Consider the following 22004-nt stretch of genomic DNA (forward strand, 5'->3'; position numbering starts at 1 on the left):
CGGAACGTCATGTGAGAACTCACCGCAGCAGCTCGGCCGGGGTGACCCTGCGCGTCGTCCCGTCGGCGAACGCGAAGTCGTAGGAGAGGGCGGACAGCGTCTTGTCGTACAGCGCCGCCATCTCCGCGTGGTCCGCGCCGCTGCCCCACACCAGGTACAGGATCTGGGTGTTGACGCCGCCGGGCAGTTCCTCGCCGATGCGCGTGAAGCCGCGGTAGCCCGCGATGCCGTCCAGGGCGCGCACGTCGTCCTCGCCGTGGACGGCGACGAGCCGGGCCGGTTCCACCGGCGCGAGGCCGATGAACACGAAGTGCACCCGGTCCGGGCGGAGCGGGGGGAGCCGCACCTGCTCACCGAGGGCGAGGAGCGCGGCCACCCGGGCCAGGTCGACGCCGGACGATTCCTGGCCGAGCTGGTGCATGTGGCCGCCGATACGGCCGTTGACCTCGATGATCCGCGGCCCGTCGGGGGTCAGTTTGACCTCGGTGTGGGTGAGGCCGTTGGTGACCCCGAGGGCGCGCAGCGCGTTCCCCGTCAGGGTCCGGATCTCGTCCTCCAGCCCGTCCGGCAGGGCCGGCGGCCAGAAGTAGCCGGTCTCGCGGAACGGCGGCGCGAGCGGGAGCTTGCCCGTGACCGCCAGGTGCGTGATGCCCTGCGGCCCGCACAGGCTCTCCACCGAGACGTAGTCGCCGAAGTCCAGGTCGGTCCGGCCCTGCAGCAGTTCCTCGGCGACCACGGTGGTGCCGGTCGCGTCCGCGGTCACGAACACCTCGGCGACCAGGTGCTCCACTTCCTCCGGGTCCGCGACCACGAAGACGCCCCGGCTGCCCTCGCCGCGCAGCGGCTTGACGATGGCGGGCAGGCCCACCTCGGCGGCCACCCGCGGCCACTCGTCGGCCGAGGTCAGCGCGATGCTGCGGACCCGGTCCACCCCGGTCTCCGCGAGGCGGGCCCGCTGGCGGGCCTTGTCGATGAGCATCAGCATCGTCTCGGGGGAGTGGCCGGGCAGGCCGAGCGCCGAGGTCAGGGCCGAGGTGGTGGCCAGCTGGGACTCGGCGAAGGTGAGCACCGCTGCCGGGTTCTCGGCCCGGACGGCGGCGATGTCCGTCTCCGGGTCGCCGGTCAGCCGGAGGGTGCGCCCGACCTGTTCGAGCAGGGGCCGCATCTCCTCGTTGTGCGCCGAGTCGGGCAGCAGGAACAGCAGCTCGCCGAGGCCGGACAGGCCCGCCGCGAACTGGGCGGGCGCGACCGCGCCCTTGTCGTAGACGACCGCGATGGTCCGGTCCGTGCTCATCGGGCACCCTCCGCGCAGTATTCGAGCGCGGTGACGCCGAAGCTGAAGCCCATGCCGCTGGACGCCACCAGAATCAGATCGCCGTGCTGCAGTTGCTCACGCGCAGCCAGCTCCTTCAGACAGATCACGGTGTCGCTGCTCGCCATGTGGCCGATCCGCCCGTACGTGAAGACGCTCTGCTCCTCGGTCAGGCCGAGCGCGGTGAGCAGGCGCGACTGGATGTTGCGGTCGCCCTGGTTGGTGAGCAGGTAGGCGATGTCGCCGCGCTTGCGGTCGATCGCGTCGAGGGTCTGCTGCGCGAGGGCCTCGAAGTTCTCCATGTAGGCCGTCGACAAGCCCGTGCGTCCGCCCTGGTACCGGAAGTAAGGCCCGTCCGGGCCCTGTTCGCCGCCCCAGAAGTCGGCCCAGCTCGCGTCGGTGCGCATGGCCGCGTGCAAGTGGCGGTACGCGTAGCCTTCGGGTCCGACGAGGACGGCGCCGCCGGCGTCGCCCGCGTTGAACAGGGGCAGGGTGTCCGCGTCGCGGTAGTCGACGAGACGGCTCAGCCGGTCGCCGAGCAGGACGAGCACGTACCCGCCGTGCGACCGGGACTTCTCGCAGGCGATCTGCAGCGCCGTCATGCCCGCGTTGCAGAAGTTGCCCACCTCGAAGCAGTGCGCCCGGTCGATGCCCAGCTCGTGCGCGATCTTCGCGGCGGGGGACCAGGCGGGCCGGTCCCAGACGCCCGAACCCGCGTACAGGACGTGCCGGATCCCGGCACGGTCCACGCCGGTCCGGTCCAGGACCGCGGCCGCCGCGTCCCGGGTGATCTCCCAGGCGGTCTCGTCCGGACCGAGGACCGGGATCTCCTCGCTCAGGGTGATCTTGCGGATCTCCTCGGCCGGCAGCCCGGAAGCGAGCTGCATCTGCTCCACCGTGGCGCGGCCGCGGGGGAATCGCACATCGAGATCGACGATTCCGCTCATGGCCGCACCGCCTCGGGCGCGGCCGTGTTCGTGCGGTTGCGCACGGTGTCCTCCAGGATTTCTTCGAGTGCCGCGGCCGGGCCGGTGACCCGGTCGCCGAGGTAGAAGTGATGGCCCGCGAACACCCGCAGGGTGAACGGGCCTTCGGTGTGGGCGCGCCAGGCCGTCGCGTCCGCCACCGTCGTCGTGGGGTCGGAGGCCCCGGTGAAGGCGGCGACCGGAGCGGCCACGACGGCCCGGGGGTCCGGGCGGTGGGTCAGCGCGGCCCGGACGTCGGCCCGCAGGGCCGGCAGGACCAGGCGGAGCAGCTCCGCGCTCTCCAGGACGCGTGCGTCGGTGCCGTGCATGGCCCGGATGTCGTCGAGGAGCTCGTCGTCGCCGGGCGGCGTCTCCTCGCGGTGCACGGAGGGGGCGCGCCGCCCCGAGACGACCACGGCCGCGGGGCCCGGCCCGCCCGAGGCCTCCAGGCGCAGTGCCAGCTCGAAGGCGAGTACGGCGCCCATGCTGTGCCCGAAGAGCACCAGTGGCCGGCCGGCGGCGTCGGGCACCTCCCGGCCGAGCGCGGCGTGCAGGGCGTCGGCGCAGTCGTGCAGGGACGTGAACGCGGGCTCCGCGAGCCGGTCCTGACGGCCCGGGTACTGCACGGCGAGCACCTCCGCCGCGCCCCGGGCCGCCAGTTCCCCGGCCAGCGGCCGGAAGAAGCCGGCGGACCCGCCGGCGTGGGGCAGGCACAGCAGCCGCGGCGCGTCCGCGGCCGCCGTGCCCAGGGTGCGGATCCATCGGCCGGTCACGGGGAGACGAGCTCCCACAGAGCGGCCTCCAGGGCGGCGGCCAGCTCCTGCGCGGCCCCGGCGGCCACCTTCGCGGGGTCGGTCGTGATGTCGAGCCTCCACTGGTCGCTGCCGGTGTGACGGCCGATCTCCACGGAGACGGGGAAGCTGTTGCGGTCGCTCAGCCACCAGTCCGCCGTCTTGAGGAGCAAGAGATCGTCCAGGGCGTCCACCACGCCGAAGCTGGTGAAGTTGAACAGGACCTCGAACGGCGTGGCCTTGACGTCCCGGGTGATCCGGGACAGCGGGTAGCGGCGGTGCGGCAGCATCTCCTGCTCCGCGGCGAAGGCCGCCCCGACCAGGCCGGCGGGGTCCTTGCCCGCCAGGTCCACGCGCAGCGGCACGCTGTTGAGGAACAGGCCGAGGGTCGCCTCCGCCGAGGCGGCTTCGGGTCTGCCGCCCGACACCACACCGGTGACGACGTCGTCGGTTGCGGCGACCCGGCCGAGGGCAAGCAGGTGGGCGGCGAGGAAGACGCTCTTGACCGGGGCGCCGAGCGCAGCGGCCCGCTCGCCGATCCGAGCCACCAGCTCGGGCGGAAGGACCACGGTGACGTCCCGCTCGGGCGCGCGGCCGCCGACGGCGGATGCCCCGCCCGCGGCAGGTGCCCCGGACGGGGCGGGCAGCCGGGTGGCGGTGGCCCCGTCGAGCAGCCGTGTCCAGTACTCCCGGGCCGTGTCCGACCCGGCCTCGCGGGCCTCCAGCGCGACGAACTCCCGGTAGGGGAGGGGGCGCGCGTCGTCGGCGTACGCGGTGAGGCCCATCATTTCCCGGTCGTATCCGGTGAGCAGCTCGGTCATCAGGAGCGCGAAGCTCCAGCCGTCCAGGATGCTGTGGTGCGTGGAGACCGCCAGGTGGAAGTCCTCGTCCCCGTGCCGGAGCACGTGGCAGCGCAGGAGCGGCGCCCGGGTGAAGTCGAAGCGTTCCTGCCACTGCTCCTGCCACCAGCGGCGCAGTGCGGTGTCCGGGTCGAGTCCCGCGGCGGGCGTGACCACGGTCAGCGGGATCTCCGCCGCGGCGTGCACGTACTGGACGACTTGCCGGTGGCTGCCGAGGTCGAAGGACGTGCGCAGGATCTCGTGCCGGCCCGCGAGGGCGTCCAGCGCGCGCCGCAGCGCTCCGAGGTCGAGCGGTCCGTGCACGCGCACGCTCTCGAGGTCGTGGTAGAGCGTCGGATCGCCACTCATCTTGGAGTGGAAGATGATGCCCTGCTGGAGCGTGGAGGCCGGGTAGGCGGCCTCCACGCCGTCCGGGGCACCGGCGAGGAAACGGTCCTCGGCGGCTTCGGGAGCGGTACCTCCGGCCTCCCCGGCGCTTCCGCTCTCCTCGGCCTGCGCGGCGGTCGCTTCCTGGGCGCGGCAGTACGCGGCCAGTGCGCTCACGGTCGGGTGCGCGAAGAGCGCCACCACCGTGACCGGCAGGCCCGCCTCCTTGGCCCGCACCACCATCGGGATGGCGCGCATGGAGTCGCCGCCGATGGCGAAGAAGTTGTCGTCGGTGCCCACCGCGGGCACCCCGAGCGCCTCGGCCCAGATCGTCGCGAGCTGTGCCTCGACGCTGTCCGCGGGAGCCCGGAGCGGGCCCGCGGGGGGCGTGACCCGCGCCTCGGGGCGGGGCAGTGCGTCCCGGTCCAGCTTGCCGTTGGGGGTCATCGGCAGCGCGGTCATCGGGACGAAGGCGGACGGCACCATGTGGGCGGGGAGCCGCCCGGCGGTGAACTCCCGCAGAGCGGCGGGGAGCCCGTCCTCCTGCCCGGCGCCGCCGCGCCCGACCCAGTAGCACACGAGGCGCTGCTGCCCGGGCTCGTCCTCGCGGACCACGGTGACGGCCTCGCGGACGTCGGGGTGGCCGAGCACGGTCGCCTCGATCTCGCCCAGCTCGATGCGGAAGCCGCGCAGCTGGACCTGGCCGTCGGCCCGCCCGTGGTAGTACACCTCGCCGTCGGCGCCCGGCTCGGCCAGGTCGCCGGTGCGGTAGAGCCGGCCGCCGGGTGTGAACGGGTCGGGCAGGAAGCGCTCCCGGGTCAGCTCGGGACGGTTCAGGTAGCCCCGCGCGACGCCGGCCCCGCCCACGTACAGCTCGCCCTGCACGCCCGGGGCGACGGGCCGCAGCTCCTCGTCGAGCACGTACAGGGTGAGGTCGGCCAGCGGGGTGCCGATGGGGCTGCGCCGGTCGTCGAGGTCGGCGCGGGTGATGCGGCGCAGGGTGACGTGCACGGTCGTCTCGGTGATGCCGTACATGTTGATCAACCGGGGCCGGTCGTCGCCGTACTGCTCCACCCAGCGCCTGAGCGTGGCCGGCTCCAGCTTCTCGCCGCCGAAGACCACCGTGCGCAGCGCCGTCCCGGGGAAGCCGAGCGCCTCGGCGGCCGTGGCCAGCTGCCGGAACGCGGAGGGCGTCTGGCTGAGCACGGTGACGCGCTCGGCCACGAGCAACTGCACGAACGCCTCGGGGTCGCGGCTCAGCTCGTACGGCACCACGACGACCCGGCCGCCGTACAGCAGGGCGCCCCACAGCTCCCACACGGAGAAGTCGAAGGCGATGGAGTGGAACATCGTCCACACGTCGTCCGGTCCGAAGCCGAACTCCGCCTCGGTGGCGGTGAACAGGCGGGCCGCGTTGGCGTGGCTGACGACGACGCCCTTCGGCCTGCCGGTGGAGCCGGAGGTGTAGATCACGTACGCGACGTGCTCGGGCCGCAGACCGACGGCGGGTGCGGTGTCCGGCTCCCCCGCGAGGTCGTCCTGCGCCGGGGCGACGACGGTCAGGCCCAGCTCGGGCACCTCGTCGCCGACCGCGAGGCGGCAGCCCGCGTCGGCCACGGTGGAGCGCAGCCGCTCCAGCGGGTAGCGCGGGTCGAGCGGCAGGTAGCCGGCGCCTGCCTTGAGGATGCCGAGCACCCCGACCACCAGGTCGACGGTGCGCGCGCACGAGAGGGCGACCAGCTGCTCCGGGCCCGCGCCGAGCGCCACGAGCCGGTGGGCGAGCCGGTTGGCCGCGCGGTCGAGCTCGGCGTAGGTCAGCCGGCGTTCGCCGTCGCTGACGGCGATGCGCCCGGGCCAGGCGGCCGCGGCGGCGGCGAAGGTCTCGTGGAGGGGGCGCACCGCGTGCTCCCCGCCGTCGTGCGCGGTGGTCATCGCGGTCCCTCCGTGTCGTCGCTGCTGAGCCGGCGCAGCCGGTCCAGGTGGCCGAGGCCGCCGAGGACGTCGGCGGTGGGCAGGCCGAAGTCGATGAGGCAGGCGATCTCGTCGACGCCGATGTCCCGCAGCCGCTCCACCACCGCGCGGCACTTGTCGACGCCGCCGAGCAGGCCGCCGTCGTCGTAGTAGCGCTCGAAGGCGCGCTCCACGAGGAAGTCGATGTCCTTCTCGCGCAGTTTGGACGGGTCGATCTTGCGCGCGTTCTCCAGCTTCGAGCCGCCGAGGATGAGCCCGAGCGAGCTGCGCAGGTACGCCGACATGGGTGCGCGCACCAGCTCGCGCGCCGCGTCGTCGTCCTCGGCGAGGAAGGTGTGCACCATGAGGGCCACGTGGCCGGGCCAGCCGTCCGCGCCGGGGCGCTCGGCGACGGCCTTGCGGTACAGGGCGATCTTCTCGGCGAGCTGGTCGAGGTCCTGGCCGAGCAGGTGGGTGAGCAGGCCGTACCCGCCCTTGCCGGCCTCCTGCACGGTGCGGGCGTCGCCGCCGCTGGTGATCCACACCGGCAGCTCGGGCTGCACCGGCGGCGGGAAGATCCGTACGTCGGCCTCGTCGCCGGTGCCGCCCGTGACGGTCATCGGCTCGCCGCGCCACAGCTTCCGGACCTGTGCCGCCTGGTCGAAGAGGCCTGCCCTCCGGTTCTCGTACGCCCCCGGGTTGAGGCAGAAGTCCGTGGCGTGCCAGCCGGACGCGACCGAGATGCCGGCGCGGCCACCGGAGATGTTGTCGACGACCGACCACTCCTCCGCGATGCGCAGCGGGTGGTGCAGCGGGGCCACCACGCTGCCCGCGCGGATCTTGACGCGCTCGGTGATCGCCGCGAGGGCCGCGCCGGTCACCGAGGGGTTGGGGTAGGTGCCGCCGAAGGCGTGGAAGTGCCGCTCCGGCGTCCACACCGCGGTGAAGCCGTTGCGGTCGGCGAACCTGGCGCCCTCCAGGAGGAGCTCGTAGCGGTTGCCGCCGTCCTCGCCCGCGCTGTCGTTGGCGAAGTAGAAGAGGCTGAAGTCCATCGGTTCCGTCACCCTTCGTCCCGGGTAGCGCGCTCGGCGAGCATCCGGACCAGTGCCGGACGGTCGGCCTTGCCGCTGGTGTTCAGCGGCAGCGCGTCGAGGTGCTCGTACTGCTGCGGCACCATGTGCACCGGCAGCTTCTTGCGCAGCCAGGTGCTCAGCGCGCCGCGGCCGAACTCCTCGGGGCCGGTGTGGAAGGCGACGAGGCCCGCGCCCGGGCCCTGCGGCGACACGACGACGACGGCCTGGTCGATGCCGGGGTGGCGGCGCAGCACGGTCTCGATCTCGCCGAGCTCCACGCGGTAGCCGCGGATCTTGACCTGGTCGTCGAGCCGGCCCAGGTGCACCCACGCGCCGTTCTCCAGGCGGACCCGGTCCCCGGTGCGGTAGTAGTGCGCGTCGGTCAGTTCGCCCGAGCCGTCGAACACGGTCGCCACCGGGCCGCCGGGGGTCTCCTCGACGGACATGAACCGGCCCGCGTCGTCCTCCGGGGCGTAGTAGCCGGCGAACCGCTGGGAGCCGCGCACCACGAGCTCGCCGTCCTCGGCGGGGCGGCCGTCCTCGTCCAGGACCAGCCACTCCAGGAAGGGGTACACCGGGCCGATGGGCACCGTGTCGTTGGAGGTCGACGGCCACTGCTCCGGGTCCGCGGGCAGCTCGTAGCCGGCGCAGGCCACGGTGAGCTCGGTGGGGCCGTACACGTTGCCGATAACCGCGCCGGGGGCGATCTGCCGCCATGCCGCGGCCTGTTCGAGGGTGAGCTGCTCACCGATGAAGAGGCTGTAGCGCAGCGTGTCCGACACGCCGGTGAACAGCTTGCCGAGGCTGCGGCTGACCGTCACCACCGAGGGCACGGAGAACCAGTGGGTGATCCGGCGGCCGATGAGGTAGTCGACCGGCGCGAGCAGCTCCGTGCGCTGCGGCACCACGAGCGTCGCGCCCGCCGCCCAGGTCACGAAGAGGTCGAAGACCGAGGGGTCGAAGGTGAGGTCGAACGTGTGCGAGACGCGGTCGCCCGGCCGCACGTCGTAGCGCTCCACGGAGTGGGCGACGTACGCGGAGGCGTTCCGGTGCCGGATCGGCACGCCCTTGGGGCGGCCCGTCGAACCCGAGGTGAACAGCAGGTAGGCCACGTCGTCCAGGTCGCCGCGGTAGGCGGGCAGGCTGCCGCCGGCCTTGGCCTCGGCCACGTCGGCGGCGGTGAGCGTGATCACCTGGTGGTCCGACCAGCCCTCGGAGTCGGTGACCTGCGCCGCGCCCGACTCGTCGACGAGCACCACGTCGATCCGGGCGAGGTCGCAGGTGGCCTGGTTGCGGGTGACGGGGAAGCGCGGGTTGAGCGGGGTCACCACCGCGCCCAGGCGCAGCGCGGCCAGGTAGCCGGCGTAGGCGACGTGGCTGCGCATGGCGAGCAGCGCGACCCGCTCGGGAGCCTTGCCGTGCTCGCGCACCAGGAGCTCGGCCAGGGCCTCGGCCTGGGCGTGGAGCTCGCGGTAGGTGTACGAGGCGTCCTGCACCTCGACGGCGGTGCGGTCCGGGTACCGGTCCACCGCCTCCTGGAACCAGGCGTAGAGCGTACGGGCGGTCATGCGGGTTCTCCTTGTGCTGAGTGGGGGCCGGACCCGCCGCCCGGCGGCAGGGGAGCGGCCGCCGGGCGGCCCGCCTGCGCGGGGAAGTGGTCGAGGGCCCAGTAGCGCTCGCGCGGGAAGGGGTAGGTGGGCAGCGGCACGCGCCGGCCGCGGCGGCCCGCGAGGGCGGCCCAGTCGACGTCGGCGCCGTGCAGCCAGGCCTCGTGCGCCAGTTCCTCGACGGCTTCCGCGAGGTCCGCGGGCCGGGCGGCCAGCTGCACGACCGGGCCCGTGCGCCCGCCCCGGTCGAGGCCGTCGCCCACCAGGACGGTGAAGGCCCGCTCGGGCACGTCCGCGACGGCGTCGTAGCGGGCGCTGCGGCGCGGGAAGACGGCGGCGAGCAGGTCGAGGAGCGCGGTGGCCCCGGGCGCGTCACCGGCCGCCACGACGACCGCGAACAGGCCTGCGGGAGCGGCCCGCCGTGAGCGCACGGCCGGGTCGGCGGCGTCGCGCAGGGCGGCGGCGAGGCGTGCGGGGCTGTCTGCGGGGACGGCCACCACGCGCCGCTCGGGGAAGGCCCGGCGGCCCGTGCGCAGGGTGTGGGCGAGGTCTTCCGGCCGTACGGCGCCGGACTCCGCGACGTCGGCCAGCCGCCGTGCCACGGAGTCCAGCTCGGCGCCGTTGCGGGCCGAGAGGACGAGGCGCACGACGGGCCGCTCCGGCGCCGGGGGGCGCACCGGTGCGGGCGGCGCGGCGACCACGGCGACCGCGTTGTTGCCGCCGAAGCCGATGTTGTTGACCAGCGCGAACCGCTCCTCCCCGGCGAGGGGACGCGGCTCGGTCGTCACGTGGAACGGGCTCTGCGCGAACGCCCGGGGCTCGCGGGGCTCCTTGAACAGCGGGTGCGGCACGAGCCGGCCGGTGCGCACCACATGGACGGCGCCGAGCAGCGCCGCGAGGCCCGAGGCGGGCCCGGTGTGCCCGATGTTGGCCTTGACCGAGCCGAGCGCGATCCGGCCGGCCGGCACTCCGGGGCCCAGGCCCGCGGTGAGCCCGCGGATCTCCAGGCGGTCCCCGATGGGCGTGCCGACGCCGTGCCCTTCGACGTAGCCCACCTGGTGGCCGCTCACCCCGGCGACGTCCAGGGCCTGGCGCACGACGGAGGCGATCCCCGCCGCGCTGGGAGCGGTGAAGCCGGCGCGATCCGAGCCGTGGTTGCCCACGGCGGTGCCGCGCAGGACCGCGAGGACCGGGTCGCCGTCGGCCAGGGCGTCCGGCAGCCGGCGCAGTGCCACCGCGCCGACGCCCGAACTGTAGAACGTGCCGGTCGAACTCGCGTCGTACGAGCGGCAGTAGCCGTCCGCGGACAGGCTGCCGTCGGGGCGGCGCCGGTATCCCGTCTCCGGTTCGAGGACCGTGGCGCCCCCGGCCAGCGCGAGGTCGCACTCGCCCGCGAGCAGGCTCAGGACCGCGTAGTGCACGGAGTACAGGGCCGAGGCGCAGGCCGCCTGGACGCCGGCGGTGGGGCCGCGCAGGCCCAGCTTGTAGGCCACGCGCGCGGCCATGAAGTCCCCGAGGCCCCCGAGGTGCAGCGGCAGGTCGCCGAGCGCCGTCGGCCAGCCGTCCCGCTGCGCCGTGGCGGCCAGCAGCCGTGCCGAGTACGGCCCGGCGTGGCTGCCCGCGAAGACGCCGGTGGCCGTGCCGGAGCGGGCTCCGTGACCGGCGGACTCCAGGGCCTCCCAGCACACTTCGAGGAAGAGCCGCTGCTGCGGGTCGACGGCCTCGGCCTCGGCGCGGGAGTAGCCGAAGAACTCCCCGGCGAAGTCGGCGGCCCCGGACAGCCGGGCGGCCTTCCGGACGAACCCGGGATCGGCCCAGGTCTCCGGCTCCACCCCGGCGGCGAGCAGGTCCTCGTCGGAGAGCTCCCGCACGGAGACGGTGCCGTCCTCGAGGTTGCGCCAGAACTCCTGCGGATTCGACGCGTCGGGGAAACGGCACCCGGCGCCGACGACGGCTATGTCGGTGTCGCGGCTCACGCCTTCGCCACCCTGCCTCAGCGGCCGCGGGCCAGGAGCCGGCCGCGTCCCCCGGCCGCGTCGGTGGCGGTGTCCGCCCCGGCCTCCGGGGCGGCGAGGCCTGCGAGGAACTCGGCCTGGGCCTCCACGGTGGCGTGGTCGAACAGCTCGGCGGCCTCGATCTCGCGGCCGGTCAGGCGGTTGATCCGCTCCAGGAGGACGATGAAGAGCAGGGAATCACCGCCGGCCTCGAAGAAGTTCGCGTCGACCGGGACGTCCTCCTGGTCGAGCACCTCGGCCCAGATCAGCCGGATCTCTTCGAGGAGGTCGTGTGCGGCGGTGCTCATGGGATTCCTTTCGGGGGCGTGCCGGTCCGCGCCCGGGCACCGGTGGCCGGTGTTCAGGGCGGCTCGGAAGGCCGTGGACTCCGCCCGTGCGGAGCCGGAGGATGCATGGGTGACGGCGGCCCGGCGGGCTCGCGCGGTGCCGGCTCGCGCACAGCACTTGCTCGTGCGGTGCGCGGGACCACGCGGCTGAGTGCCGGAGCCGACCGTGAATGCATACTCCGAGGTGCGCCATTTCCCGTCAAGGAATCCCCGTCGAACGGGAGTTAGGCGGCTCGCGGCTCAGGCGGGCGCCTTGGTGCCCTCCCCGCTCTCCCGGACGTTCTCGGCACCGCCCCCGGCCGCCGCGCCGGAGGCCGCCGCCGCGCCGGCTTCCTCCGCCGCCGGCCCGGAGCGGGCCGGCGCCTCACGGTCCAGCCGCAGGTTCCGTACGCCGGGGACCGCGGCCGTGCCCACGCAGACCACCGCGACCAGGACCGCGGCAGCCGCGAAGGGCACCCGCTCGCCCCACAGGGACAGTGCGACCGGAGCGAGGACCACGCCGAGCGGCTGCGCGGCCAGCGACACCAGCCAGTCGTAGGAGCTGACCCGGGCGAGTACGCCCTGCGGGATGACCGTCTGGACGGTGGTGTCCCAGGTGGGGTTGAGGAAGCCGAGTGCGGCGAGGGCGACGCCGTAGCCGGCCACCAGCAACGGCACCGGGGCGCCGGCGGCGAACAGGGCGAGCGGCAGCGCGTAGCTGGCGAGGGCGATGTTGCCGACGAGCACGGGCCGCTTCGGGCGGGCCCAGCCCGACAGGAGCGAGCCGGCGAGCAGACCGATACCCCCCGCCTGGGTCACCGCGACCCAGGCACCCTCGCCGCCGAGCCGCTTCACCGCGATGAGCGGGCCGAGCGTGAGCAGGATGTTGGCGACGAAGTTCCACACGGCGTGCGCGATCAGGCTGGTCCAGTACCAGTCCCTGGCCCGCACCTCGGCGAACCCCTCGGTGAGGTCGGCCCGGATCGAGGTGCGCGCCCGGGGGGCGGGGGCGGCCTCGGTCAGGCGGACCGTCAGCATCAGGGCGGCGCTGATGCCGAAGGCGGTCGCGTCGACCACGAAGACCCAGCCGTAGCCGACCGCGAAGATCAGGGTGCCGGCCAGGGCGGGACCGGCCAGCAAGGAGACGCTCTTGGCCACGCTCATCAGGGAATTGGCCTTGATCCGCTGCTCCCCGGCGGCGGGCACGATCTTGGTGACCAGGGGCGAGAGGTTGGACAGGCCGACCGCCGACGCCGCCCCCGCCACGGCCTGGGCTATCGCGATGTGCGTGACGCTGGGGTCGTCGCCGAGCAGTTCCACGGCCACCACGGCCTGGGTGACCATCCGCGTGAGGTCCGCGACGAGGGCGACCAGGCGGGTGTTGAACCGGTCGGCGACCGCACCGGCCACCGGCAGCAGCACGAGCCGGGTGCCGAGGGCGCAGCCCAGGACGACGGCCAGCAGCGTGGCCGAGCCGGTGACGTGGACGATGGCCAGGCTCAGCGCGGTCGGCACCAGGGCGTCGCTGAGCGTGGACATGGTGCGGCTGACGAAGAGCAGCCGGAAGTTGCGTAGCCGCAGGGGATGGGTCATCCGGCGAGATTAATTCGACGTCGCAATATTTGACAACGCACTTTATGGCGACGAAGTAAAATGTGTCCATGGCTGAGCGCGACTCCGTGGACGAACACGTCACCCGCTGGCAGGAGATCCTGCCGACCCTCGATCCGGTGGTGGAAGGCGCGGTGACCCGGATGTCGGTGCTCGTCAGGCACCTGGGCCGGGCCAAGGAGGCCGCCCTCGCCGAGCACGGCCTGCAGAGCTTCGAGTACCTGACGCTGCACGCCCTCGCCGGTCGCGGCGGCCGGGCCACGCCGTCGGAGCTCGCGGCCGCGATCAAACTCTCCCCGTCCGCGATGACCAGCCGTCTCGACGGCCTGGAGCGGCGCGGCTTCGTCCGTCGAGAGGCGTCCGCGGCGGACCGCCGCAAGGTGACGGTCGAGCTCACCGGCCCGGGGCGGACCGCCTGGCAGTCCGCCCTGGAGACCGAGGGGCGCGAGGAGCACCGCATCCTGCAGGCCCTCGACCCGGCCGAGCGGGAGCTCCTGGTTGACCTGCTCCGCCGCGTCCTCGTCGAGGCCGAACGCGAACCGCGCTTCGGCGGCTGAGCCGGCCCGGCCCCTGATGCCCCCGGCCCCTGCCACCCCCGCTATCCGGCGCGCCAGGCGCCCGCAGACTCCTGTGCACGGCCGAGCTCCCTGGCGAACCGCTCCCACTCCTGCGCGTAGGACCGGGCCAGGTCGGCGACGGTGACCGCGCAGTGCGGCGGCACGGAGGCGAGCAGCTGCTCGCCGGCTTCGATGTCCAGGGCCTGCGTGCTCAGCCAGCGCAGCAGCGCGCGCCCCGACTCGGTGAGCTTGAGCGAAGGGTCGTTGACAAGCCTCCGCAGCACCGTCGCCCGGCTGCGGCGCACCTCGTGCGGCCCGGCCGCGGGTCCGGCCGGGGCTGCGGCCCGGCGCGCTGCGGCCGGCTCGGGCTCGCCGCACTGCATGCGCCGGTGCACGTCATGGGCGGTGCTGACGGAGATCCCCGCATGGGCCGCCACCTCGCGCAGCGGGACCCCGGGGTGCGCGGCCAGCAGGGCCCGTGCGGCCTCCCGGCGCCGGGCCGGGTCGAGCGGCCGGGTCCGGCCGTCCTGGCCCACCCGGGTGTTCGGCTGAGGAATTTCCTCGCACGAACGCCTGCGGGCCGCGCCCACGGTCTTCGGCGACAGGTCCGTGATCCGGGCGATCGCCCGGTCCGACCAGGTGGGATGCGTGCGCAGGATCCGTTCGGCCGCCGCCTTGCGGTCCTTCAGGGTCAGCGGCAGGCCGTGGTCGACGTTCGCCGCGACGGCCCGGACGAACACCTCGTCGGCCGGCCCGTCCAGGTAGCGGACCGCGATCTCGCGCTCGCCGCGCAGCACCGCCGCCCTCAACCGGTGCATTCCGTCGACGACTTGGCGTGTGCCGCGGTGCACCAGGATCGGGGTGAACTCCCGGGGCGACTGGGCGAGGGCCTCGACGTGTTCCTGGTCGATGCCGCCGAGTCGTGGAGAGTCGCCGCTGCGCAGGGAGTCCACGGGGACCCTGCTCACCGGGTACGACACGGACCGCAGTCCTGGCCCTGACATCACTGACAGTTTCTCCGCCCCTGCGTGCGTCTTCGACAACGCAGGCCCCCCTTCGCTCACGTGCGGCAGCGCCCCACGCCTCCCCTGTCGGCCCTCACCCAAAGATCAATTGCCAGGTTTGTCAAGCGTTGGCCGGGCTGGTTGCCGGCGTACGGATCGAGTAGGTTCCCTCACGGCTCGGCCGGCGTCGGCGCCCGTGTGTACCAGCGGCAGAACAGCGGAGTGAGGGAGGGCGACTGCCCGGCAGCGGCACCATGACGGCCATGCGACAGCGAGCTAGGTATCTCCCGGAACAGCCGGGATTCGGCGCCCGGTTGAGGGAGATCAGACAGGCCCGCGGCATGATGCAGGCGGAGCTCGCCGGCCCGGGCATGTCACCGGCGTACCTCTCGCGCCTCGAATCGGGCAACCGCCCGCCGACGGAGCGGGCCCTCACCTACCTCTGCGACAAGCTCGGCGTCCCCGCCGAGGTCTTCCGGCAGGAGTACCCCGACGAAGCGGCGCAGCGGCTCGCGGTGGTCCTCTCGGGCAGTGTCGCCGAGGACGCGGACGTCGTGCCGCTGCTGCTCGAAAGCCTGGAGCGGCCCGCCGAGATGGACCCGGCCGTGCGCTGGCAGGCGCTGTGGGTCCTCGCCGAGGCCTACCGCACGCAGGGCGACGGGGAGCAGGAGGAGCAGACCCTGCGGGCCCTGATCGCACTCGGCGCCGAGATCGGCAACCCCCGCCTCGAGGTCCGCGCCCGCGTCCAGCTCGCGCGGTACCTGCAGGCCTGCGGCCGGAACAGGGAGGCGCTGGATGCCGCCGGCAGGGCCCATGCCGTCACCGCCGAGCGGGCGATGCCTCAGTTGGACGCGGCCCGTGCACTCCTGGTGCTCGTCTCCCTGGAGGCCGACGCCGGACGGCTCGCCGAAGCCGCCGCGCACACGGACGAGTTCCTCGCCCTCATGGCGGAACTGCCGGCCGGCCTGAGGGTCGAGGCCCTGTGGACGGCGAGCACGGTGCGCGTCCGCCAGAAGCGGCACGCCGAGGCCGTCCTGCTCCTCGAACAGGCGATGTCCGAACTCACCTGTACCAGCGGCGATCTGACGCTCTGGCTGCGTCTGCGCCTGGCCGCGTCCTGGCTGTACCTGCAGATGGCTCCGCGCAACCTGGGCGGGGCCGAGCGCCGGCTGCGCGAGGCCGGACCCGCCGTCGAGCTCCTGGGCTCCGCGAAATACCAGCGGGAGTTCCTCGCCCTCTGCTCGTACCTCGCCTTCTACCGAGGCGGCGGAGCCCACCCCGGTTCCTGACGGCCGGGGCCGTCACCCATCCGCGCCCTTGCGTCTTGCGGCCGTGCCGGGGCCCCTCGGCGGTCCCCATCTTCGGCAATCTTCAACGAACACCGTTTCGATGTCTCCTATACCCTGAAACGACACCTTGTACTGCAGGAACGGAGCACCTCGCCATGTCTCGGCCTCGGCCTGACGTCACGGTCATCATCGCCGCGTACAACGCCATGCCGTACGTGACCGGCAGCGTCGGTTCCGTTCTGGAGCAGTCGCTCGGGGCCGACCGGATCGAGCTGATCGTCGTCGACGACGGGTCCACGGACGGTACGGCTGCCGAGCTGGACCGGATCGCGGAGCGGGCCGGGGCGGGGATGCGGGTCGTTCATCAGGCGAACTCCGGGGGGCCGGCGGGGCCGCGGAATCTTGGGCTCGAGCAGGCCACCGGGCGCTACGTGTACTTCCTCGACGCGGACGACCGGATCGGGCCCGAGGCCCTGGAGCGCATGGTCGCGGCGGCGGACGAGAACGGCTCCGACGTCGTGCTCGGGCGGATTGTGGGGGAGGGCGGGCGGCGGGCGCCTCAGTCGATGTTCCGGCGGAACCAGCCCAAGACCGATGTTTTCGCCTCCCGGGTCTACTGGACGCTCAACCCCATGAAGCTGTTCCGCCGCGAGCTGATAGACCGGCTCGGGCTGCGCTTCGACACCGGGCTGTCGATCGGCGAGGACCAGCCGTTCGTCGCCACCGCCTACCTCCAGGCCGCCGCGATATCCGTCGTCGCCGACTACGACTGCCTCTACTGGGTCGCGCGCGAGGACGGCAACAACATCACCGCGCAGGAGCACGGCGCGCGGATGCGAATAGACCTCTTCCGGATGATGGCGGGCCTCGTCGCCGAGCACGTGCCGGCCGGCTCCGACCGCGACACGCTGATGCACCGGCACTTCGCCGTCGAACTGCGCGACGCAGTCCTCCAGTTGAGCCGCGAGCCGCAGCGCGAGGTCCAGGACAAGCTGCTGCACGAGCTGTCCGACCTGGTCACGCTGCACTGGAGCGAGGGCCTGGCCGCGCGCCTGCCCGCCGTGGTCCGCCTGCGCTGCCACCTCATCCGTCACAGGCTCCTCGACGAGCTCCTCACCCTCGTCCGCTGGGAGCTCGACCGGGGCGCCGCCAGCTACGGCATCACCACCCTCGCCGCCACCGCCGCCGCCCTCCCGGACCTCCTGGTCGAGGGCGGCCGCGCCTACGCGCTCCACCCCTACTTCCGCGACTCCACGCTCAACATCCCCGACGACTGCTACGACATCACGGACGAGCTGCGCGCCCGCCACCGCGTCGACTCCGCGGAGATCAACGCCACCGGGCTGCGCCTCACGGGGCACGCGTACATCCACCGCATAGCCACGCGCGACGTCACCACCGAGCTCGTCCTCCGCAAGCGCGGCACGGACACGGAGCGCCGCCTTCCTGTTCATCACACCGCCACCCCGGGCCTGGGTACCGAGGAGGACGGCGGTCTGCACGACTACGACGTCGCCGGGTATGACGCGACGATCGATCTCGCGTCGCTGACGGCCGGCATGTGGGACATCTCGCTCGCCGTGGGCGCCCAGGGCATCGTCAAGGAGGCCCGCCTCGGCAGCAGCCGCGCGGAGTCCGTGACGACCGCGACGACCACGCTCGTCACGGACGCGGGCACGGCGGTCGCCCTCTACACCACCAAGCCCTACGGCAATCTCACGCTGGACGTGGGCGAGACCCGCCACCGCGTACTGCCGCGCCTGCGCGTCACCGGCGCGACGTGGGTGCCCGGCGGCGGCCCCGCCACCCTCGCCGTGAGCGGGCGCTGCACGCTGGAAAGCTGGCCCCAGGGTGCGCTGACGGTGCGGGCCAAGGGCCCGAAGGGCGCCGAGCAGACGGTCCCGGTCCAACCCTCGGCCTCCGACGGCTCCTTCACGGTGCAGGTGCCCTGCACGACCGCCGGCGAGTGGGAGCCGGCGCTCCGCCTCGCCGTGGCCGGCAAGGAGTGGTCCGTCCCCGTACCGCCGCAGCCGTCGCTGAAGCCGGCGCGCTGGCAGCGGCTCGGCCTGCCCTGGTACGCGAAGCCGCTGCCGGGGCGGGACGTGCTGACGCTGCGCGTCGGGCGCGTGGAGCTTCTGAAGGCTGTACGGGGGCGGCTGAAGCGGTGAAGCGGTGACGTGGTGGCGTGGGTGGAGTGGTGAAGCGGTGAAGTGGCGCCAGGAGGTGCCAGGCGGCGCCGCGGGCCGGATGCCTCCGGCGGCTCGGTTTTCGCCCGCAAACCCCGACCCCATCCGCTGACCTGCGGATCTTTACAGTTCTTTGCTGCTCCCGGAGGCCGCCCGGGCCTCGGTCACCCTCCGTGCTCACGTAATGTTGATCTTGGTCGTGCGGTCCTTCGGTCGCGGCCCCGCCCTGTGCCTCGTGCCGGGCGAGGGGCGGCCGGGACCGCGTCGTGTCCAAGAAGGGGGAAGCACGTGGGGGAGTTAGGGCCCAAGCTGCGGGCGGCGCTGGAGGGGGTGCCGGCCGGCAGGCCGCGGAGCTCTGCGGGAATTGCTGCGGCGCAGCCGGTGTACAAGCTGTCCGCGAACGAGAATCCGTATCCGCCGCTGCCCGGCGTGATCGAGCGGGCCGTGGCCGGGGCGCAGGGGATCAACCGCTATCCGGACCTGTGGTGCGGGGAGCTGACCCGCGAGCTCGCCGCGCGCTTCGACGTGCCGGAGGCGCACATCGCTACCGGCACCGGCTCGGTCGGCGTCACCCAGCAGCTGCTGCAGATCACCGCGCAGCCCGGGGACGAAGTCCTCTACGCCTGGCGGTCCTTCGAGGCGTACCCCGTCCTCACCCACATCGTGGGCGCCCGCCCCGTCGAGGTGCCGCTGGCCGCGGGCGAGGTGCACGACCTCGACGCCATGGCCGCGGCCATCACCGGACGCACCCGCCTCGTCTTCGTCTGCAACCCCAACAACCCGACCGGCACCATAGTGCGCCGGGCGGAACTGGAGCACTTCCTCGACCGGGTGCCCTCCGACGTCCTCGTCGTCCTGGACGAGGCGTACATCGAGTTCGTCGCGGACGAGGACTTCCCGGACGGCATCGAGGTCTACCGCGACCGTCCCAACGTCTGTGTCCTGCGCACTTTCTCCAAGGCGTACGGCCTGGCAGGCATGCGCGTGGGCTTCGCCGTCGCGCACGAACCCGTGGCCACCGCCCTGCGGAAGACGGCCGTCCCCTTCGGCGTGACGCAGTTCGCGCAGGATGCGGCCGTCGCGTCGCTGCGCGCCGAGGCCGGGATGCGGGAGCGCGTCGCGGTCCTCACCGCCGAACGGCAGCGGGTGAGCGCGGCATTGGCGGAACAGGGCTGGGCCCTGGAGCCGTCGCACGCCAACTTCGTCTGGCTGCGGACGGGGGAGCACACGGACGGCTTCGCCGCGCTGTGCGAGCAGGAGGGGATCCTGGTGCGGGCCTTCAGTGGCGAGGGCGCGCGCATCAGCCTGGGGGAGCCCGCTGCGAACGATCGGTTCCTTTACGTCGCCGAGCGTTTCCGTAAGGAGTCGCAGGGCCTGTAGCAGGCCCGCATTTCCGGGGAATTATTTCCCTTCTCCTTGGTTCCGGCCTGCTGCCCGCATTATTTGCCGCAGGCCGGAACTCGCCTGCCCGAAATCAAAAGAAACGCCTTCCCTGTGACATCCGACACCGTTGACTGATTCCGGCAGGTCGATCAAGGATTGGCGAATACAGGTGCGAATGCACGGAGATTGGTACGGGAGGATTCCTTGGGCACCCACCAGGATGTGCGCCGGCAGCGGAACGTGATTCTGGTCGACAGTTATGAGACTGCCGAGCACGGAGTTCCGCAGACGGCCCGTCACATCGCCCCGGCTTTCATCCGCGCCGGATATTCGTGCGTACGCGTCCAGAGTTCCGCGCAGCCGCCCGCCGTCTACGCGTCCTCGCGCCCCGCGCTGGAGAACTACGTCGCCAACCTCGTGCACGACGGCGACCTCGCCCGGACGGTCGCGGAGCTGCGCGCGTACGACCCGGTTGCCGTGGTGCCCGGCGGCGAGTACGGCGTGGCGTTCGCCGACGTGCTGAGCGAGGCCCTCGGCCTGCCCACCAACGGGACCGCCCTCAGCCGGGCCCGCCGGGACAAGGGCGAGATGGCGGAGACCGTACACCGGGCGGGCCTGCGCACGGCGGAGCAGCTGCGGGCGGAGAGCGAGCAGGAGCTCGTGGACTGGCACCGCAAGCTCGGCGGCCGGATCGTCGTCAAGCCGCTGTCCAGCGCGGGCGGCGACGGGGTCGCGTTCTGCGACACCCCCGAGCAGTCGGCGGCGGCGTTCCGCCGCATCGTCGGCGCGGACGACATCTTCTCGCGCCCCAACACCGCCGTGCTGGCCCAGGAGTACCTGGTCGGCACCGAGTACATCGTCAACACCGCGAGCCTGGACGGAGCCCACCACGCCGCCGAGATCTGGCGCAGCTCGCGCTTCAGCGTCAACGGCATCCGTGACCTGTCGGGCGCCTGCTACATCGTCCCGCGCCGCGGCGAGGTGCAGGACCAGCTGGTCGAGTACGCCTTCGGGGTGCTCGACGCGCTGGGCATCCGGCACGGTCCGGCCCACGTGGAACTCAAGATGACCCCGGACGGCCCGTGCCTCATCGAGGCCGGCGCGCGGCTGTCCGGCGGCGACCTGCCGCACTACGCGCGGCTGGCGGCGGGGGAGTCCCAGCTCGACTGGGCCGTCGACGCCTACGTACGGCCCAAGCGCTTCCTGGCGCGCCGGGGGGAGCCGTACGAGATAGACCGGTACTTCGCCTGGGTGGCGCTGATATCGCCCGCCGCCGGCCGGCTCAAGAAGTACCGGAACATCGAGGAAATCCGTTCACTGGAGAGCTTCCGTGAAATGTGGGAGCTGGTCCGGCCGGGGGAGGAGATTGTGCCGACCGTGGACGACACCACGTACCCCGTCATCATCAATCTGATGCACGAGGTGGAAGAAGTAGTGCAGCGCGACATGGGAACGATCCGATATCTGGACGGGGCGGGATTCTATGAACTCGAGGGATGACCACCGGTTCCGTCCGCCGGTTCGCCCGACGGTTCACCTGAACGACGTCCCCGAGGAGCGCACGCCGTGACCACGCAGACCGTAGACCTGAATGCAGCTGTAAATGCAGGCGCAGGCGCAGAGGCAGGCGCAGGTGCAGGCATTGACGTTGACGAACTGATGGCGGCGGCTCCTTTCAGCGCCTACATCGACACGGCCACCCGCTACGCCTCCGTGGCCACGCTCGCCGACGATCCCGCCGGGCTCACGTGCAGCGTCACCGTGGGTACGCGCTGGGCGGCGACGGGCAAGGCGAGCAGGCTGCTCGGCTACCCCTCCTTCGAGGAGGCCGCCGCATCGGTGAAGGACGGCCGCAACGACGCGCTGCTCGTGGCCGGCGCCTACCCGGAGATCCGCACGTTCTTCTTCGACCCCGAACTGCGGGCCGTGGAGGCGTTCGTCGGCCCGCTGCCGGACATGGTCTTCGCCGCCCCGCCGCAGGACGCGGACCTGGAGCGGTTCGACGTCGTCCACTACCACCCGGCGACCAGGAAGCTCTTCGAGTCGCGCGTGGACGACCGGACCGCGGAGTCCTTCCACGCCACCTCGAACAGCGCCGCCTGCAAGGCCGCCCTGGCCCACGGCGGCCGTGCCGCCGCCATCACCAACGCCACGTGTGCGGAGCACTACGGGCTGAAGGTCATCGAGGTGCTCTCCGTGGGCACCCCCATGAGCTTCGTCGTCTTCGAGCGGAGAAAATAACCGGATGTCAGAACTCCTCCGTACGGTGATCGCCGTCGACAAGTCCCTGGAAGCGGGCGCCGTCGCCAACGCGGCCGCCATCGTGATGGGCCAGCTGGCCCGTGTCGACGCCAGGATCTACGCGGACGACGTGCGGGACGGCGACGGGGTGCACCACGCCGGCATCCGCTTCAACACCGTCGTCCTCTCGGGCCGCACCGGTCACCTCCTGCAACTGGCCGAGTCCGCCCGTGCGGAGGGGCTCGCCCCGGTGGTGTTCACCACCCGCGGCCAGGCGCTCAGCAACAGCTTCGACGACTACCGGGCCATGGTCGAAGGGGCCTCCTCCGGGGAGCTCGGCATCTGCGCGGTGGGCGTCGTCGGCGAGGACGCCGGCATCCGGGCGCTGACGAAGCGCTTCAGCGTCTACAAGGGCTGAGACCAGAGCTGAGGCCAGAGCTGAGGCCGCAAGCTCACGCACGGCGCCGGACGGGTCGCTCGGGCCCTCCG

17 protein-coding genes are annotated in these 22004 nt (G+C 73.0%); 7 read left to right on the forward strand and 10 right to left on the reverse strand.

Going from position 1 to position 22004, the window contains the following annotated elements; all coding sequences use genetic code 11:
- Positions 1-19 precede the first annotated feature (19 nt).
- From AS857_RS06950 to AS857_RS06990, 9 genes are all read right to left on the reverse strand, one after another.
- Positions 20-1294, reverse strand: coding sequence for an ATP-grasp domain-containing protein (locus AS857_RS06950; protein WP_058042268.1), 1275 nt, complete (start codon positions 1292-1294; stop codon positions 20-22).
- On the reverse strand, positions 1291-2259 hold the full coding sequence (locus tag AS857_RS06955) for a 3-oxoacyl-ACP synthase III family protein (protein WP_058042269.1): 969 nt from the start codon (positions 2257-2259) through the stop codon (positions 1291-1293). Before AS857_RS06955 ends, AS857_RS06950 begins: the two co-directional genes overlap by 4 nt.
- On the reverse strand, positions 2256-3050 hold the full coding sequence (locus AS857_RS06960) for a thioesterase II family protein (RefSeq protein WP_058042270.1): 795 nt from the start codon (positions 3048-3050) through the stop codon (positions 2256-2258). The genes AS857_RS06955 and AS857_RS06960 overlap by 4 nt, the downstream gene beginning before the upstream one ends.
- Positions 3047-6226, reverse strand: coding sequence for a non-ribosomal peptide synthetase (locus tag AS857_RS06965; RefSeq protein WP_058042271.1), 3180 nt, complete (start codon positions 6224-6226; stop codon positions 3047-3049). Before AS857_RS06965 ends, AS857_RS06960 begins: the two co-directional genes overlap by 4 nt.
- Positions 6223-7296 carry a MupA/Atu3671 family FMN-dependent luciferase-like monooxygenase gene (locus tag AS857_RS06970; RefSeq protein ID WP_058042272.1) on the reverse strand — a complete coding sequence of 358 codons (1074 nt, stop codon included), beginning with the start codon at positions 7294-7296 and terminating at the stop codon, positions 6223-6225. The genes AS857_RS06965 and AS857_RS06970 overlap by 4 nt, the downstream gene beginning before the upstream one ends.
- 8 nt (positions 7297-7304) lie before the next feature.
- Positions 7305-8885 (reverse strand): amino acid adenylation domain-containing protein, encoded by a 1581-nt coding sequence (locus AS857_RS06975; protein ID WP_058042273.1) that lies wholly within the window; start codon positions 8883-8885, stop codon positions 7305-7307.
- Positions 8882-10900 (reverse strand): beta-ketoacyl [acyl carrier protein] synthase domain-containing protein, encoded by a 2019-nt coding sequence (locus AS857_RS06980; RefSeq protein ID WP_058042274.1) that lies wholly within the window; start codon positions 10898-10900, stop codon positions 8882-8884. Before AS857_RS06980 ends, AS857_RS06975 begins: the two co-directional genes overlap by 4 nt.
- 17 nt (positions 10901-10917) lie before the next feature.
- Positions 10918-11226 (reverse strand): acyl carrier protein, encoded by a 309-nt coding sequence (locus AS857_RS06985; protein WP_058042275.1) that lies wholly within the window; start codon positions 11224-11226, stop codon positions 10918-10920.
- A 279-nt stretch (positions 11227-11505) separates the two neighbouring features.
- Positions 11506-12837, reverse strand: a complete 1332-nt coding sequence (locus AS857_RS06990; protein ID WP_058042276.1) for an MFS transporter — start codon at positions 12835-12837, stop codon at positions 11506-11508.
- Between the two features lie 68 nt (positions 12838-12905).
- Here AS857_RS06990 and AS857_RS06995 point away from each other — a divergent pair, with 68 nt between their 5' ends.
- Complete coding sequence (locus AS857_RS06995; protein ID WP_058042277.1) at positions 12906-13412, forward strand: MarR family winged helix-turn-helix transcriptional regulator; 507 nt, start codon at positions 12906-12908, stop codon at positions 13410-13412.
- Positions 13413-13453: 41 nt separating this feature from the next.
- Here the strand turns inward: AS857_RS06995 and AS857_RS07000 are convergent, their stop codons facing one another.
- Complete coding sequence (locus AS857_RS07000; protein ID WP_245699653.1) at positions 13454-14392, reverse strand: ParB/RepB/Spo0J family partition protein; 939 nt, start codon at positions 14390-14392, stop codon at positions 13454-13456.
- A gap of 338 nt (positions 14393-14730) precedes the next feature.
- Here AS857_RS07000 and AS857_RS07005 point away from each other — a divergent pair, with 338 nt between their 5' ends.
- The 6 genes from AS857_RS07005 to AS857_RS07030 all read left to right on the forward strand — a co-directional run bounded on the left by AS857_RS07005 (position 14731) and on the right by AS857_RS07030 (position 21933).
- Positions 14731-15705 (forward strand): helix-turn-helix domain-containing protein, encoded by a 975-nt coding sequence (locus AS857_RS07005; protein ID WP_160330196.1) that lies wholly within the window; start codon positions 14731-14733, stop codon positions 15703-15705.
- Positions 15706-15860: 155 nt separating this feature from the next.
- Positions 15861-17873 (forward strand): glycosyltransferase family 2 protein, encoded by a 2013-nt coding sequence (locus AS857_RS07010; protein WP_058042279.1) that lies wholly within the window; start codon positions 15861-15863, stop codon positions 17871-17873.
- A 306-nt stretch (positions 17874-18179) separates the two neighbouring features.
- Complete coding sequence (gene hisC / locus AS857_RS07015; protein WP_058042280.1) at positions 18180-19271, forward strand: histidinol-phosphate transaminase; 1092 nt, start codon at positions 18180-18182, stop codon at positions 19269-19271.
- A 207-nt stretch (positions 19272-19478) separates the two neighbouring features.
- Positions 19479-20774 carry an ATP-grasp domain-containing protein gene (locus tag AS857_RS07020; RefSeq protein WP_245699655.1) on the forward strand — a complete coding sequence of 432 codons (1296 nt, stop codon included), beginning with the start codon at positions 19479-19481 and terminating at the stop codon, positions 20772-20774.
- A gap of 159 nt (positions 20775-20933) precedes the next feature.
- Positions 20934-21515, forward strand: coding sequence for a type 2 periplasmic-binding domain-containing protein (locus AS857_RS07025; protein WP_058042282.1), 582 nt, complete (start codon positions 20934-20936; stop codon positions 21513-21515).
- Between the two features lie 4 nt (positions 21516-21519).
- Positions 21520-21933 (forward strand): DUF2000 family protein, encoded by a 414-nt coding sequence (locus AS857_RS07030; protein WP_058042283.1) that lies wholly within the window; start codon positions 21520-21522, stop codon positions 21931-21933.
- The last annotated feature ends 71 nt before the right edge of the window (positions 21934-22004 follow it).

Source organism: Streptomyces roseifaciens (assembly GCF_001445655.1).
GTDB lineage: Bacteria > Actinomycetota > Actinomycetes > Streptomycetales > Streptomycetaceae > Streptomyces > Streptomyces aureoversilis.